14 protein-coding genes are annotated in these 16,301 nt (G+C 59.8%); 5 read left to right on the forward strand and 9 right to left on the reverse strand.

Going from position 1 to position 16,301, the window contains the following annotated elements:
- Positions 1–18: 18 nt before the first annotated feature.
- Positions 19–942, reverse strand: a complete 924-nt coding sequence (locus ACQZ5G_RS14435) for an extensin family protein (protein ID WP_448736515.1) — start codon at positions 940–942, stop codon at positions 19–21.
- A gap of 336 nt (positions 943–1,278) precedes the next feature.
- Between ACQZ5G_RS14435 and ACQZ5G_RS14440 the strand changes: the two genes are divergently transcribed.
- Positions 1,279–3,468 (forward strand): anthranilate synthase, encoded by a 2,190-nt coding sequence (locus tag ACQZ5G_RS14440; protein WP_127757767.1) that lies wholly within the window; start codon positions 1,279–1,281, stop codon positions 3,466–3,468.
- Complete coding sequence (locus ACQZ5G_RS14445) at positions 3,465–3,977, forward strand: N-acetyltransferase family protein (RefSeq protein ID WP_448736514.1); 513 nt, start codon at positions 3,465–3,467, stop codon at positions 3,975–3,977. Before ACQZ5G_RS14440 ends, ACQZ5G_RS14445 begins: the two co-directional genes overlap by 4 nt.
- Here the strand turns inward: ACQZ5G_RS14445 and ACQZ5G_RS14450 are convergent.
- Positions 3,974–4,918, reverse strand: coding sequence for an HD-GYP domain-containing protein (locus tag ACQZ5G_RS14450; RefSeq protein WP_448736513.1), 945 nt, complete (start codon positions 4,916–4,918; stop codon positions 3,974–3,976). The two genes, ACQZ5G_RS14445 and ACQZ5G_RS14450, sit on opposite strands and share 4 nt — an antisense overlap.
- 278 nt (positions 4,919–5,196) lie before the next feature.
- On the opposite strand from ACQZ5G_RS14450, the gene ade reads away from it, so the two are divergent.
- The gene (gene ade, locus ACQZ5G_RS14455) at positions 5,197–6,891 is read left to right on the forward strand and encodes an adenine deaminase (protein WP_448736512.1); all 1,695 of its coding nucleotides are present in this window, start codon (positions 5,197–5,199) and stop codon (positions 6,889–6,891) included.
- Between the two features lie 66 nt (positions 6,892–6,957).
- Here ade and ACQZ5G_RS14460 read toward each other — a convergent pair whose 3' ends face one another.
- From ACQZ5G_RS14460 to bglA, 3 genes are all read right to left on the reverse strand, one after another.
- The gene (locus tag ACQZ5G_RS14460) at positions 6,958–7,509 is read right to left on the reverse strand and encodes a hypothetical protein (RefSeq protein ID WP_448736511.1); all 552 of its coding nucleotides are present in this window, start codon (positions 7,507–7,509) and stop codon (positions 6,958–6,960) included.
- A 306-nt stretch (positions 7,510–7,815) separates the two neighbouring features.
- Positions 7,816–8,274 carry an aminoglycoside 6'-N-acetyltransferase gene (gene aac(6'), locus ACQZ5G_RS14465; protein WP_448736510.1) on the reverse strand — a complete coding sequence of 153 codons (459 nt, stop codon included), beginning with the start codon at positions 8,272–8,274 and terminating at the stop codon, positions 7,816–7,818.
- Positions 8,271–9,935 (reverse strand): beta-galactosidase BglA, encoded by a 1,665-nt coding sequence (gene bglA / locus ACQZ5G_RS14470; protein WP_448736509.1) that lies wholly within the window; start codon positions 9,933–9,935, stop codon positions 8,271–8,273. The genes aac(6') and bglA overlap by 4 nt, the downstream gene beginning before the upstream one ends.
- Positions 9,936–10,089: 154 nt before the next feature.
- Between bglA and ACQZ5G_RS14475 the strand changes: the two genes are divergently transcribed.
- Positions 10,090–11,010, forward strand: a complete 921-nt coding sequence (locus ACQZ5G_RS14475) for a sugar kinase (RefSeq protein ID WP_059754223.1) — start codon at positions 10,090–10,092, stop codon at positions 11,008–11,010.
- 172 nt (positions 11,011–11,182) lie between these two features.
- A complete protein-coding gene (locus ACQZ5G_RS14480; RefSeq protein WP_035240305.1) occupies positions 11,183–12,232 on the forward strand; it encodes a bifunctional monoglucosyl/glucuronosyl diacylglycerol synthase in 1,050 nt (349 codons plus the stop codon).
- A 187-nt stretch (positions 12,233–12,419) separates the two neighbouring features.
- Here ACQZ5G_RS14480 and ACQZ5G_RS14485 read toward each other — a convergent pair whose 3' ends face one another.
- The 4 genes from ACQZ5G_RS14485 to ACQZ5G_RS14500 form a co-directional block, all read right to left on the reverse strand.
- Positions 12,420–13,031 carry a hypothetical protein gene (locus tag ACQZ5G_RS14485; RefSeq protein ID WP_162935833.1) on the reverse strand — a complete coding sequence of 204 codons (612 nt, stop codon included), beginning with the start codon at positions 13,029–13,031 and terminating at the stop codon, positions 12,420–12,422.
- Between the two features lie 121 nt (positions 13,032–13,152).
- A complete protein-coding gene (locus ACQZ5G_RS14490; protein WP_137003879.1) occupies positions 13,153–13,761 on the reverse strand; it encodes a DUF2026 domain-containing protein in 609 nt (202 codons plus the stop codon).
- A 190-nt stretch (positions 13,762–13,951) separates the two neighbouring features.
- Positions 13,952–15,382, reverse strand: a complete 1,431-nt coding sequence (gene der, locus ACQZ5G_RS14495; RefSeq protein WP_448736508.1) for a ribosome biogenesis GTPase Der — start codon at positions 15,380–15,382, stop codon at positions 13,952–13,954.
- A 131-nt stretch (positions 15,383–15,513) separates the two neighbouring features.
- Positions 15,514–16,185 (reverse strand): tetratricopeptide repeat protein, encoded by a 672-nt coding sequence (locus ACQZ5G_RS14500; RefSeq protein WP_142779591.1) that lies wholly within the window; start codon positions 16,183–16,185, stop codon positions 15,514–15,516.
- Between the last annotated feature and the right edge of the window lie 116 nt (positions 16,186–16,301).

Here is a 16,301-nt window from a genome sequence, read left to right on the forward strand (position 1 = left end):
CGGGTCGCCCCTTTTTTATTAGCGGCAATAGAGATAACCGCTCTTGCGCTCCAGCACGTCGAGATGCAGGTGATCCTGATGGGTGGCGTCGCTGCCGGGCGAAAGAACCGTGCGGAAGAACAGACAGGCGGCGGCGGTGATGGTGCGCTGGAAAGCGCCTTCCGGCGTTCCATCCTCACCCCGCGGCTTCATCACCAGCGGCTCGCCCTTATCGAAGGCGATCGTGGAAATATCGACGGCATTGCCCTTGGCATGTTCGGAAATCTTGCCGTTTTCCGCGCTGTTGCGGTTGCGGCAGATATAGGTCGAGGCATTGGCGATGGCCGTCACCTTTTTCTCCGGCATAGCCAGAGCCGCCGCCGGCAGCATCATCTCCTTTGTCCAGCGGGAAAGCGCCAGCGCGGTTTCGCAACGCATGGTGCCCGATGGTTCCAGCTTGATGCCGGGCAGAACCACGGAAAGCTCGACAGGCGCTTCGATGCCGCAGCCCTGCTCCGCATCGCGGATCGGTTCGAGCTGTTTGAATTCCGCGCCGATCTCCTTCAATGCGCCAAGGCATGCCTGAAGCGCGGCCGGATCTTCCGGCTTCACCGGCTCGGGCGGCTTCTCTTCCGGTTTTGCAGCGTCAACATCCGGTTTCCGTTGTTCGCCCTCCTCTTTACCCTCACCCGCCTTGCCTTCGACGCCTTTCTTGCTGTCATCGGACCCCTTGTCTGCCGGCGTCTTGCCGTCATCCGGTTTCCCCTCTTCCGGGACCTGCGGTTTCGGGGCCGGCTTTGGCGCTTCCGCCGGGCTTTGCGGCGGCTCGTCCGATGGCTTGTCCGAGGGGGTGGTGGATTGCCCCTCGCCCGGTTTCGGTTGCGGCACCGGCACCTGCGCCGGCGGTTCAGAGGCGGAAATCAATGCGATGGTGGTTACCAGAAGACACAGGCGATGAAGCATTTTTCGGGGCACTCCTGACCGTTTCGGCAGGAGTGCAACGCCGCGACGGCCCGTAAGGTTCATTCCCTCACCGAAATCCGCTTGCCAAGGCGGATCGTGCGCGCTAACAATTTTCCCATGAACATCGTGTCTAAGAACATTGCTAACTGGTGGTGGGGCAGCTTTTCGCGGCCTTGACCAGTCATGTCTTCAGACAAAGTCCAAGCCGCCCGAATTTTCAGGCGGCTTTTTTGTTATTTTGCCGCCTGTCATCGGGCTTGAACAACAGAAAGCATGCGCGCAAAAGTGCTTGACGGTTTTGCGATAACGACATGCGAAAAAACGAGTGCGAAAGAAATGGTAACGATCATTCAGGATGACGGAGCGGAAACCTACGAGACGAAAGGCGGCATCAAGGTCAGCCGAAAGCGTCGGCCCGCCGATTACGCCAGCGCCATCGATAATTATATCGAAAAGCTCGATTCCCATCGCGGCGCGGTTTTTTCGTCCAACTATGAATATCCGGGCCGTTACACACGCTGGGATACGGCCATCGTCGATCCGCCGCTCGGCATTTCCTGTTTCGGCCGCAAAATGTGGATCGAGGCCTATAATGGCCGCGGCGAAGTGCTGCTTTCCTTCATTACCGAGAAGCTGAAGGCGACGCCCGATCTCACGCTTGGCGCTTCCACCACGCGCCGTCTCGATCTGACCGTCAACGAACCGGACCGCGTTTTCACGGAAGAAGAACGCTCGAAAATCCCGACCGTCTTCACGGCGCTGCGCGCCATCGTCGACCTCTTTTATTCGAATGCGGATTCGGCCATCGGCCTGTTCGGCGCCTTCGGTTACGATCTCGCCTTCCAGTTCGACGCAATCAAGCTGTCGCTGGCGCGCCCGGAAGACCAGCGCGATATGGTGCTGTTTCTGCCCGACGAAATCCTCGTCGTCGACCACTATTCCGCCAAGGCCTGGATCGACCGCTACGACTTCGAAAAGGCCGGCGTGACGACGGACGGCAAGTCCTCCGACATTACGCCCGATCCCTTCAAGACCACCGATACGATCCCGCCCAAGGGCGATCACCGTCCCGGTGAATATTCCGAACTGGTGGTGAAGGCCAAGGAAAGCTTCCGCCGCGGCGATCTGTTCGAGGTCGTTCCCGGCCAGAAATTCATGGAGCGTTGCGAGAGCAATCCGTCGGCGATTTCGCGCCGCCTGAAGGCGATCAACCCCTCGCCCTATTCCTTCTTCATCAATCTCGGCCATCAGGAATATCTGGTCGGCGCGTCGCCGGAAATGTTCGTGCGCGTTTCCGGCCGCCGCATCGAGACCTGCCCGATTTCCGGCACCATCAAGCGTGGCGACGATCCGATTGCCGATAGCGAGCAGATCCTGAAACTGCTCAATTCGAAGAAGGACGAATCCGAACTGACCATGTGTTCGGATGTGGACCGCAACGACAAGAGCCGCGTCTGCGAACCGGGTTCGGTAAAGGTCATCGGCCGCCGCCAGATCGAGATGTATTCGCGCCTCATCCACACGGTTGACCACATCGAAGGCCGCCTGCGTGACGACATGGACGCCTTTGACGGCTTCCTCAGCCACGCCTGGGCCGTCACCGTCACCGGTGCGCCGAAACTCTGGGCCATGCGCTTCATCGAGGGCCATGAAAAGAGCCCGCGCGCCTGGTATGGCGGCGCCATCGGCATGGTCGGCTTCAATGGCGACATGAATACCGGCCTGACGCTGCGCACCATCCGCATCAAGGACGGCATTGCCGAGGTGCGTGCGGGTGCAACGCTGCTCAACGATTCCAATCCGCAGGAAGAGGAAGCCGAAACCGAACTGAAGGCATCCGCCATGATCGCCGCCATTCGCGATGCGAAAGCCACCAACGCCGCTTCCACCAAGCGTGATGCCGCCAAGGTGGGCACCGGTGTGAAGATCCTGCTCGTCGACCACGAAGACAGCTTCGTGCACACGCTGGCGAATTATTTCCGCCAGACTGGCGCGACCGTCTCCACCGTCAGAACGCCGGTTGCGGCAGAGGTGTTCGATCGCTTCCAGCCCGATCTTGTCGTGCTCTCTCCCGGACCGGGCAGCCCGACGGATTTCGACTGCAAGGCGACCATCAAGGCCGCCCGCGCCCGCGAATTGCCGATCTTCGGCGTCTGCCTCGGCCTTCAGGCGCTGGCGGAAGCCTATGGCGGCGAGCTTCGCCAGCTTGCGGTGCCGATGCACGGCAAGCCCTCACGCATCCGCGTGCTGGAACCGGGCCTCGTCTTCTCCGGTCTTGGCAAGGAAGTAACCGTCGGCCGTTACCACTCGATCTTCGCCGACCCCTCCACCCTTCCGCGTGATTTCATCATCACCGCGGAAAGCGAGGACGGCACGATCATGGGCATCGAACACGCCAAGGAACCGGTGGCCGCCGTTCAGTTCCACCCGGAATCGATCATGACGCTCGGCCAGGACGCCGGCATGCGCATGATCGAAAACGTCGTGGTGCATCTGACCCGCAAGGCGAAGACAAAGGCGGCATGATGGCTGCTGCCGACGCCATCGGCATCGAACCCATCCGGGCGGAGCACGTTGAAAGCTTTCACCGTGCTCTCGATGCGGTGTCGCGCGAGCGGAAATATCTGAGCTTCCTGGAGGCGCCGCCGCTCGATTCGGTCCGCGCCTTCGTTCTCGACATGATCGAAAACGACCATCCGCAATTCGTGGCGATTGCGGATGGCAAGGTGGTCGGCTGGTGCGATATTCGCCGCGAGAGCAGGCCCACCCATGCCCATCGCGGCACGCTTGGCATGGGCATCCTTCCGGCCTATCGCGACAAGGGGCTGGGTGGACGGCTGATGCGGCAGACGCTCGATGCCGCGCGTCAATTCGGGCTGCATCGTGTGGAGCTGAGCGTGCATGCGGACAATGCCAGAGCAATCGCGCTTTATGAAAAGATCGGCTTTGTGCATGAAGGCCGGGGCCGTGACACCGTTCTGATCGACGGCCGTTACATCGACAGCCTGAACATGGCGATCATCTTCGGCAACTAGCCCCTCGGCAGCGAGGCGGAAATGCACAGCGCGAATTTCTTCAGCAGCTGCATGTCGAAATGCCCTTCCCGCCGCAGCATCCAGGTCAGCGCGTCATTCGCCGTCCACGGCTTCTTGTAGGGCCTGACCGAGGTGACGGCGTCATAGACGTCGCAAATCGCCGCGATACGCGCATAGAGGCTGATCTGGCTGCCCGCACGGCCGCTCGGATAACCGCCGCCATCCATGCGCTCATGATGATTGAAGCAGACATCGAGCACCATCTCCGGCATCTGCGCGTTGCGCGACAATATATCCCGGCCGAATGCGGGATGGAGATTGATGATTTCCCGCTCGCTGGCGCTCAACCCTTCCGCCTTGTTAAGGATCGATGAGGGGATTTCCACCTTGCCGATATCATGCAGCAACCCGCTGATGCCGAGCAGATTGACCGTTCCCCTGTCGAGCCCGAGATAATTACCGAAGAGGATCATCAGCCCGCTGACGGAGACCGAGTGCACGAAGGTCGTTTCATCTTTCGATTTCAGGCGGGTAACCCCGATGAAAATCGCCGGGTTCGACTGCACGGCATCGGAAATCTTGCCCGCCGCCGCAGCCATGCCCTTCAGCGAAACAACGCCGCCGGCTTCTGCGGAGGCAAAGGTCTCGGCAATCGTATCGGCGGCCGAGCGTACGGCATGGGTGACGGCGGCGACGGTTTCCGGGCAATTGCCCGGTTGCGGCGAAACGGCCGCAGAACGCGCGCTGCCTTCGGTATCGTATCCCCTGGCCGTATTGATGACGATGCTTTCGGCGCCGCTTGATTTCAATTGACGCATTAATTCCTCGTGCCGCAAAAGAAAGCGGTGCCGTTTTAAAAATCCCTGGTTCGAAAGCGTTCCTTCGACCGCTTCGATAAACATGCCAATCGTCAGTTGCTGGGTGGAAATTCGTTTGAGCATCAGATGCTTTTATTTTCCTTCCCGGGAATGATAACCTGAAACCGTAATTCGTAAAAATGTCGGCACGCAACCGGCTAAACTATAAAGGTGAAGTCAAGCCTTCCCAAACCTGCCTAAACTTGCACCCCGGAAGATTAGATAACACAAATATGAAAATTTTTTACTCTGGATATATTTAAAACTCAAAGAATCAATCCGAATAGACCAAGAAACAACCGTAGAATGTAAATAGTGAAAATTCTCGCATACGACGTAAATCAGGAGCCGAAGAGACCCGCATGAATTCCAGACTTGAAACGCGCATCGATCAGGGTACGGGCCGTGAACCGGCGGACATGGTTCTCAAGGGCGGACGCTTCTTCGACCTCGTCACCGGCGAACTCGTCGCTTCGGATATCGCCATCTGTGGCGACACCATCGTTGGCACCTGCGAGAACTACAAGGGGCGACAGGAAATCGACATTTCCGGAAAGATCGTCGTTCCGGGTTTCATCGATACGCATCTCCATATCGAATCGTCGCTGGTGACACCGCACGAATTCGACCGCTGCGTTTTGCCCTATGGCGTTACCACCGCCATCTGCGACCCGCATGAGATCGCCAATGTTCTGGGCGTGGAAGGACTTCAGTTCTTCCTCGACAGCGCCATGGAAACCATCATGGACATCCGCGTGCAGCTCTCCTCCTGCGTGCCCGCCACCCATCTGGAAACCGCCGGCGCCGATCTGCCCATCGAAAAGCTGTTGCCGTTTCGCAATCATCCAAAGGTCATCGGCCTTGCCGAATTCATGAATTTTCCGGGCGTCATCCACAAGGATCCGGTGTGCATGGCGAAGCTCGAGGCGTTTCAGGGCCAGCATATCGACGGGCATGCACCGCTTCTCTCCGGCACGGCGCTGAACGGCTATCTCGCCGCCGGCATCCGCACCGAACATGAATGCACGAGCGTGACTGAGGCGCTGGAGAAAATCCGCAAGGGCATGCATATTCTGGTGCGTGAAGGCTCGGTCTCGAAGGACCTGCACGCCCTGATGCCGATCATCACCGAACGCCTGTCGCCCTATCTGGCCCTCTGCACGGACGATCGCAACCCGCTCGACATCGCCGAACAGGGCCATCTCGACTATATGATCCGTACCGCAATCGCCAGCGGCGTGGAACCGCTCGCCATCTACCGCGCCGCCTCCATTTCCGCCGCAAAAGCCTTTGGCCTGCGGGATCGCGGCCTTGTCGCACCGGGCTGGCGGGCCGATCTTGTGGTCATCGACAGCCTGCAGAACTGCAAGGCGAGCATGGTGCTTTCCGGCGGCCGGATCGTCGACGACGCCCTTTTTGCCACGCGTAAACCGGTCGCACCCGTTGGTCTTGACAGCGTCAAGGCAAGACCCGTGCTCGCTTCCCATTTCGGCGTGCCGGTTACGGAGGGCGAAAGCCCCGTCATGGGCGTGCTTCCCGGCAAGATCATTACCGAGCACCGCCGCTACAGGCTGCCGACGGATGGCAACCAGACCACCGTCGATCTTGAAAACGACATCATCAAGGTCGCCGTCATCGAACGCCACGGCAAGAACGGCAACCATGCCAATGGTTTCGTTCAGGGCTTTGGCCTGAAAAAGGGCGCCATCGCCTCCACCGTCGGCCATGACAGCCACAATATCTGCGTTGTCGGCGTGAGCGAGGACGACATGGCGCTGGCCGCCAACCGGCTCGGCGAAATCAAGGGCGGCTTCGTGGTGGTGGAAGACGGCAGGGTGACGGGCGAGATCGCTTTGCCCGTCGCAGGGCTGATGAGCCTCGAACCTTATGAGATCGTTCGCGATACGCTGCACACGCTCAGAAAAGCAGCCTATGCGCTCGGCACGACGCTGGAAGAACCCTTCCTGCAGGTCGCCTTCCTGCCCCTGCCCGTCATCCCGCATCTGAAGATTTCCGATATGGGCATGGTGGATGTGGACCGGTTTGCGCTGATCTGACGGTGGCTTGCCGACCGGAGGCAGCGGAAAACGCTCAATCCGCGTTTTGAGGCCGCGAGAGCGGCCTCATGCTTTCGTCTCCGAAGGCCAGGTGACGTAATAATATTTGCCCGCGACCCTGCCAAAATAGGCGTGTTTTCCCGTCGCCTTGTCGACATAGCTGCCGCTTCCATCCCTGGAAAGCTCGCCGTCTTCGCTGCGCTTCAGCTGCGTGTTGAGAAAATCCACCCAGTTGGTCTTGGCGATGTCAGTGGCTGTCGTCGGCTTGGCGTTTTTCTGGTTCGGATCCCACGCATTGATCGTTTTGCCCTGGGTGGGGTTCGAAACCTGCAGCGCCCCACGCTCGAGAGCACTCATCATCGACCGGGCGCGCAGATATTGCGCCGGATCGTCCCCCGCCAGAGAAAGCTTGGCCCTCAGATTCCGCATGAAGGCGGGCGATGCGATATAGTCGGCTGACGAGGTTTTGGGGGCTGGTTTCGGTGTGGATGCGCGGGCTGCCGATTGTCCGGAAAGGAAGACCTCTCGGATGGATGGAAGGGCGGCCTTAGCTTTGGCGTGCGGCGATGTGGAATTCGCGGTATTGGGCTGATTGAAATTCTTGATTGAAACGGACATGACAATCCCTGCTTCACTTTATGGGTGGAGACCGAAAAATCTGTAGGTTTCAATGATTAATACTGGAAGCTTGTCCAAAGCTCGCCAATAACGAAGTAAATATGAAAAAATTAATGAGAAATATTTATTATTACGAATATACGTAAGTTTTAATCATGAATTAATTCAAAATTTAATACATTATAAATTCATCAATACCTAAATAGCACTATTCAACATCCAAGACGCGATCATGGCGCCGCATTTGATCGGCGAAAGGCGCCCGCGAAGACTGACATCATCCACTGGCTGAACAATGCCGGGAGGTCATGAACCCAAAGGCAGAGACTTGCGAAAATAAACCACCCGCTGCGTTTCCTCAAATCCCAGCGCCGCATGCATGCGATGTGAATCGACATTGGAAATATCGGCATCGGAAGCAAGTTCGCTCACACCCTTGCTCGTCGCCCAACGGGTTACTTCGGCAATCAATGCAGCCGCAACGCCCTGTTTGCGAAAGGCCTCCTCCACATAAACGCCTTCGAGAAACGCCACTGGCGAGGTGTCGCATCCGTTGACATAATCGTGCCGCAGGCTGGCTTCAGCGAAACCGATGGCCATGCCCGCCGGATCATAGGCAATAAATCCAACCTCATTGTCGGAGACGTCCTGCAACTCCACCCGGTGTTCGGCGGGTGAAGCATCCGGCCACAAGCGGTGCCGCAGAAGCGACCACTCATCGAGCGATGCTTCGCCAGCCGTCTCGATGACAAATTGCCCGCTCATGCAACGACCCCGCAAAACACATCCAGCCCCTCGAGCTTCACGATCCCCGCATCGAATAGCGGCGCGAAACCCGGCACCGGCAGTATATCGGTGACCCGCATGGCCTTCGGTATCGGGAATTCCACCGCCTCACGGGTGAGGTTGAAAACGAAGAGCAGTTTTTCATCCCCCTTCTGGCGCGTGAAGGCCAGCACATCGAGATTGGTCTTGATAAAATGCATGTCGCCATCGCGCAGCGCGCCGTGACCTTTGCGGAAGGACAAGACGGCGCGGTAATGGTTCAGAACCGAGTCCGGCTTGCGCTCCTGCGCATCCACAGCCTGCATGGCATGGACATAGGGCACCGGCAGCCAGGGCTTTTCAGCGCTGGAAAAACCGGCATTCGGCTTGCCGGTTTCCCACACCATCGGCGTGCGGCATCCGTCCCGCCCCTTGAAGGCGGGCCAGAAGCGGATGCCGTAGGGATCGCGCAGATCCTCGAAGGCGAGTTCCGCCTCGGTCAGACCCAGTTCCTCGCCCTGATAGAGACATATGGAACCGCGCAGGCTGGCGAGAACGCAGATGGCAAGCTTCGCCACCCGCACCTGCTCCTCTACACTTTCGGAAAAACGGCTGAGGTGGCGCACCACATCGTGGTTGGAAAAGGCCCAGCACACCCAGCCATCCGTCACCACCTTGCCGAAGGTCTCGACCGAGGAGCGCAGATGCTTCGCGCTGAAATCCGGACCCAGCAGGTCGAAAGTGTAGCACATGTTGAGCTTGTCATTGCCGGACGTATAGGCCGCCACCGTCTTCAGCGACCGCGCCCCGTCTCCCACCTCGCCCACCGTGGCGCGCCCCTCATACTCGTCGAGCAGCGCGCGAAAACGCTTCAGGAAAGCCACGTTTTCCGGCCGCGTCTTGTCGTAGAGATGGTCCTGCATGCCATAGGGATTGACGTCGGAAGCATCGAGACCGAAACTTTCCTCGTCGAAAAGCGGCGGGTTGTCGCGCAAAAGCTTGTCATGGAAATAATGGTTGACGGTATCGAGCCGGAAACCGTCCACCCCGCGATCCAGCCAGAACCGCACGGTTTCGAGAAGCGCATCCTGAATCTCGCGATTGTGGAAGTTCAAATCCGGCTGTGAGGCGAGGAAGCTGTGCATGTAATATTGCTTGCGCACGCCGTCCCATTCCCATGCCGGGCCGCCGAACACGGAAAGCCAGTTGGTGGGTGCCGTGCCATCCGGCTTGGGGTTGGCCCAGACATACCAGTCGGCCTTGCTGTTGGTGCGGCTCGCCCGGCTGTCCACGAACCAGGGATGCTGGTCCGACGTGTGCGAGATGACCTGATCGATGATGACCTTCAATCCCAAACGGTGCGCCTCGGCCATCAGCGCGTCGAAATCGGCAAGCGTGCCGAACATCGGATCGACATTGCAATAATCGGAAACGTCATAACCCATATCGGCCATGGGCGAGGTGAAGAAGGGCGAGAGCCAGATGCCGTCGACACCGAGCGAGGCAATATAGGGCAGGCGTTTCGTCACCCCGGCAAGATCGCCGTAACCGTCGCCGGTCGTGTCCTGAAACGAGCGCGGATAGACCTGATAGATCACCGCTCCCTTCCACCAGTCCGATTGCACTTGGGGTTTGTGGACCGGGGCATGGGTTAGCGGCATGGGCGATCTCCTGATGTGTCTGGCAGGAGAATATAAAGCCATCGCGGCGGCGTAAACCGGAACTTCGCACATGCACAAACGGCCACAACCGCCCTTGTCAGCGGCGCGCACTCGTCGTAAGCCGCATGGCTGGAAAAAACGGGAGGATGACGGCGTGGGCGGACGGTTTCTGTCGATTGGCGAATGCATGGTGGAACTGTCGCAGGCCGGCAACGGGCTGCTGCGCAAGGGTTTTGCCGGCGATACGTTCAATACCGCCTGGTATGCCCGGGCCTGCCTGCCAGGCGACTGGTCGGTCGATTATTTCACCGCGCTTGGCGACGATCCTCTGTCTGAAGACATGCTCACCTTCATCGCCGATGCCGGCATCGGCACGGAGAAAATCCGCCGCATCAAGGGCGGCACGCCCGGCCTTTACCTCATCAACCTGAAGGACGGCGAGCGCACCTTCAGCTACTGGCGCAACGCCGCCGCCGCAAGGCAGCTCGCCGCCGATGCGGATCATCTGCGCAGGACGGTGGAAAGCGCCGATGTGGTCTATTTCTCCGGCATCACGCTCGCCATTCTCGCCTCCGCCCATGATGTCGATACGTTCCTCGCCGAACTGCGCCGCGCCAAGGCGGCGGGCAAGCTGGTGGTCTTCGACCCCAACATCCGTCCGCGCCTGTGGGCCGACAGAGATACGATGCTCGAGACCATCTCCAACGGTGCTCGCGCCGCAACGCTTGTCATGCCGAGCTTCGATGACGAGGCGAGCCATTTCGGCGATGTCTCCGTGGAAGCGACCATCGACCGCTACCGTTCGCTTGGCGTCGAAAACATCGTCGTGAAGGACGGCGCCAAGGGCGCGACGCTCGATTTCGGCGGCAGCCGCAGTCACGCCCCGGCGGTGAAAGCCGTGGACGTAGTGGATACGACAAGCGCCGGCGACAGCTTCAACGGCGCTTTCCTCGCCCGTTATGTGACCGGCAGTTCGCCGGAGGAAGCGGCCACCTTCGCGGCAAGGGCGGCTGCAACCGTCATCGGTCACCACGGCGCGCTGATCAGCCCCGAGCTGCTGCCGCTGGTGGGATAAGGCTCCGCCGCACCGGGGGAGCGCCGTGGACAACCGCAAACTTCTGCGCACAAACCACGCTTCCCCGCCTTCACACACCCTGACATGATCCTGTAACACGCACGCCGCATATACGGGCAGAAGCCGGGCAATGGGGATTCGCCCGCGCGCAGATGAGCAGGATCAGTGTTTCATGACGAGAATCACGATTGTCACAGATGCCTGGCACCCGCAGGTCAACGGCGTGGTTCGCTCCATAGAAAACACCAACACCGAACTCGCGCGGCTCGGCGTCGATGTGCGCATGGTCACGCCGCAGAGTTTTTACAGCATCCCCTGCCCCACCTATCCGGAAATCCGCCTCTCGGTTGCCGGTTATCGCCGTGTGGCGGCGGAGATCGAAAAAAGCCAGCCTTCCTTCGTGCATATTGCGACGGAAGGGCCGCTGGGCTTCATGGCGCGGCGCTGGTGCGTGAAGAACCGCATGCGTTTTTCCACCAGCTATCACACCCGCTTTCCCGAATATGTGGCGGCGCGTTTCCCTGTGCCGGAAAGCTGGCTTTATGCCTTCGTGCGCTGGTTCCACAATGGCGGCAACACCTGCATGGTGGCGACGCCGAGCCTTGAGACCGAACTGGAAGCGCGCGGCGTGCGCAACCTGAAGCGCTGGAGCCGCGGCATCGACGCCGAGCTTTTCCATCCCCGCCCAAAAGCAAAGCTGCCTTTCGACCTGCCGAGACCAATCTTCATGACGGTGGGACGTGTGGCGGTGGAGAAGAACCTGCCGGAATTTCTGGAGCTGGACCTGCCGGGTTCGAAGGTCGTTATCGGCGACGGCCCCGCCCGCCATGAATTGCAGGAGAAATATCCGGACGTTTTGTTCACCGGCGTCAAGACCGGCGAGGAGCTGGCCGATGCCTATGCGCAGGCCGATGTCTTCGTTTTCCCCTCGAAGACCGATACGTTCGGCAACACCATTCTGGAGGCGCTGGCAAGCGGCGTGCCCGTGGCCGCCTTCCCCGTCACCGGGCCGATCGATATTCTCGGCGGCAACCCGGCAGCCGGTGCGCTGGACGATAATCTTCGCGATGCCTGTCTCGCGGCGCTTCATTGTTCGCCGCAGGAGGCGCTGGCGCTTTCCAGAAGCTACAGCTGGGAAAAGGCTTCGCGGCAGTTCCTCGACAATGTCATTCACGCGGCGGGAAAATCCCTGCCGCTGCTGTCGCGTTCTCAACTTGCTTGAGGCGATCCCCGGGATTCTGTTCGGGAACGGTGGACGAAACGAAGCGGGAATGTCACAAGGCAATCAGGACGCGACTGCCGTTATCTTTAGAACGGGGTCGGGCTGCTGATTGACGTCAGGCGGCTGCCGCGAGAACACGCTGGCCGTCCTCTGTTTCCGGACGATACCGCCATTTTCAGATGCCGCTTCAGGATAAGGGAAGAAGCTCTTTCTGCTGGGCTGCGCACCAGTGATTGATTTTCTCGATGATGTCCTTTGCAGCAATCGGCAGGGCGCTGTTGGGTATGACGGCCACCGTCCCGTGGAAAACCAGCACCAGACTGTCGGGCGGCGTGAGTGCGAGATGGTAGCGTGCCCAGCTCAGCTGCACGGTGTCCAGTCTTGTGACCTGCTTGTAACCCTCGGGTCCTATCTCGACCTCCGTGTGAGGCGAATACATCCGATCATTGGCAATATTCCAATGTGCCAGGACCTCGTAATAGGATTTCATCTCCTTTCTCGAGCCTCGCGCGATAATGAACCATATGGCGAGGGCCACAAACGGTGCGGGTGCAAACACCCAATAACCGACCACCGGCCAGACGCCCGGAAACCACGGCAGGCTTAAAGAATAGATGAAACCGGCAGCAAGTCCCGCAAACGAGGATAGATGCGCTCTGGCCGAGGCAAAATGGCGCTTCCAGGACTTGTCACAAATCATGCTGTAATTTTCATAGGCCTGATTTTGATAGCCGTGGACATAGTCGGGCACATGTTTCGGATCGGGCGTGAAGCTTATTGAAATGGTGTCATCGGCCATAGGAACACGTCAATCCCGTCGCTGTTGAAGCCCAGCCTGCGTAGCAACATTGGCCTTATAAATCAAAAGACCTTTTGCTGACAAAAGCTTCGGGATCGACGCCCTGCGGCTTAACCTGCCTTCACCATGCTCCGGTGAGCATCTGGCCGGAAAGCGGTACGGTCCGCGCCTTGCCGTCACGATCCGTTACCGAAAGCGATGCGGCCATCTGTTTCGGCGACTTGCGGAACCAGTTGGCGGCAACGCTCGCCATATCGCCGATCATCGCCTGCCTGTGCCAGTCGGCAAAGCGCTTGGCCGTGGCTTCGGGTTCGGAGCGATAGAAGAAATCGCCGGATTGTCCGAGATCGTTGATGGATGCCGCCATGGCGACAAGCGGTCGCTGGAACATTTTCGCCGGCACGGAAAGCCCATCGGCGCCTTCCGAAAATGCCGGCGCCATGAAATCGATCGCCCAGCCATCCGCCTCCACCCAGCAGTGGAAGTTCTCGCCCGCACCCGTCACATAACCGTCTTCACGGTGATCGGCGAATAGCAGCACGGTGCCGCCGAGATTATAGGCCGCAAGCCCGCCCTTCGGTACCGCCTTCACCTTGTAATGCTGCTGCAGGATGAAGGCGCCGAAGGTGCTGAAATACATGGAGGCCGAAGCGGGATCGGCATTCTGGCTGATGAGCAGGCTGTTGATGACGCGGTAAATCCGGTGATAGTCGGTCTGCTTGATCAGCATGGTCTTTTACTCTTCAAAACCGTGAAATTGGGACGAGCGGGCGCCCCTTGTTTCTTCTCCCCGAGGGGGGAGAAGTCCGCGGCAGCGGGATGAGGCCAGCGATATGCGGAGAGCTTGCCCCCTCATCTGCCCCTTCGGGCCATCTTCTCCCCGGCGGGGAGAAGAAAGTTGCCGCAATGCCCGCGTCAGATCACCGCCGCTTCTTCGCCTTGCTCTCAAACGGATTGTCCGAACCCCGATAATGCACACGGATCGGCACGCCCGGCATGTCGAAATCCTTGCGCAGACCGTTCACCAGATAACGCGTATAGCTTTCCGGAATAGCTTCCGGCCGCGTGCAGGAAATCATGAAGGCCGGCGGGCGGGCCTTCACCTGCGTCATATATTTCAGCTTCAGGCGGCGGCCGGAAACGGCCGGTGGCGGATGCTGCGTCGTCTGCGAATCCAGCCAGCGGTTGAGGCGGGCGGTGGAGATGCGGCGGTTCCAGACCTTGTCGGTATCGATGATGTTCTGCATCAGCCGGTCGAGGCCATAACCCGTCTGGCCGGAAATCGGCACGGCGCGAATGCCGCGCGCCTGCGGCAGCAGACGCTCGGTCTTTTCACGCAGATCGGCCAGATAGGCCTGCGGGTCTTCGACCAGATCCCATTTATTGAAGGCGAGCACGGCGGCGCGGCCTTCGCGGATGACGAGATCGACGAGCTGCAAATCCTGCTTTTCGAAGGGGATGGTGCTGTCGAACACGATCACCACGGTTTCGGCAAAACGGATGGAGCGCAGCGAATCCGCCACCGAGAGCTTTTCCAGCTTCTCCGTCACCTTGGCCTTGCGGCGCATACCGGCCGTGTCGAACATCTTGATGGTGCGGCCGCGCCAGTCCCATTCGACCGAAATACTGTCGCGGGTAATGCCGGCTTCCGGGCCGGTCAGCAGGCGGTCTTCACCGAGGAAGCGGTTGATCAGCGTCGACTTGCCCGCATTCGGCCGGCCGATAATGGCGACGCGCAGCGGCTTGGTCTCGTCATAAACCGGCTCTTCGTCTTCCTCGTCCTCGCTGCCCGGTTCGCTGCGCGGCAGAACGATATCCGTTTCCGCCTCATCCACATCAGGCGGGAAAGCGACGTCTTCGCCGATTGCCTCGACAATGGCGTCGCGCAGGTCGATCATGCCCTGACCGTGTTCGGCCGAGATCGGGCAAGGGTCACCGAGACCGAGCGTGAAGGCATCGTAGAAACCGGCATCTGAACCGCGCGCTTCGGACTTGTTGGCCACCAGCACCACCGGCTTGCCGCGACGGCGCAGCATTTCGGCCAGCGTCTCGTCGGCCGGCGTCAGACCGGCCTTGGCGTCCACGACGAACAGCGTCACGTCGGCATCGTCGATTGCCGCTTCGGTCTGCGCCCACATGCGGCCCTGAAGCGTTTCCGGCCCGGATTGCTCCAGACCGGCGGTATCGATGATGGTGAAACGCAGGTCGACCAGCTTCGCCTCGCCGGGGCGGCGGTCGCGGGTCACACCCGGCGTATCGTCCACCAGCGCCAGCTTCTTTCCGACGAGACGGTTGAAAAGCGTGGACTTGCCGACATTGGGGCGCCCGACTATGGCGACGGTGAAGCTCATTGATCCTGGTTCCTTAAAGCACGTCTGCCCAAAACGTTACCTGTTTTGGGCAAAGGACATGCGTAAAATAATGAGTTGGATCGCTTTGGCAATGCGGAGAATGCCGGCGCGATCTTTGTCGGGCAGCCGTGTTAGGCAGCCTTGCCCGAAGCGGTGATGTTGTCGAGCATGATCTGCGCGCGGTTCGTCACGTTGCGCGGCGCCTGCGCGTCGCTGACGATCTGCTCGAACCATTGTTTGGCCTTGACGAAATCGCCGGCCTTGTAAGCGGCAAGACCCAGAGCTTCGCGGGCGGAAGCGCGCATGGTCTGGCCCTCAGTGCTGAGCGGCTCCGCCAGTGCGACGACCTGGTCATAGGTGCCGTTATCCACCAGCAGCCAGGCCGCGCGCACCTTGGCGGTATCGCGGAAGACCTGCGGTGCGGATGTGTCGTTGCCGATGGCGGTGAAGGCGGCGATGGCGCCGGCCGCATCGCCCTTCTGCGACAGCAGCGTGGCCGAGCGGAACTTCGCCAGAACCGGATAATTGCCATGACCGGAGGTTTCGAGATCGGCGAAGGCCTTCAGCGCCTCATCCGTCTTGTTGTCCGAAGCAAGCTTCAGCGCCGCAAGGAACTGGTCGCCGGAATTCGAAGCGCGGCTGGTGTTCCAGTATTCGTAGATGCCGGCACCGGCGGCACCGAGAACCACGAGAACGGCCGCACCCACGACCACGATACCGTAACGGCCCCAGAAGCGCGACAGCTGCTCGGAACGGATCTGCTCGTTCACTTCGCGGATAAAGGTATCATTTTCGTTTGCCATCAAATTCTCCGTTACCCGCGCGGAGATCGTCGCCGATCCATCCGTTCGCGGACATACCAAGCCGCTTACCCGGGTCAGCAAAAGCCAGACCGACCGGGTCATGGTCGGCCTTCTAG

The organism is Agrobacterium sp. 22-214-1 (assembly GCF_053522465.1).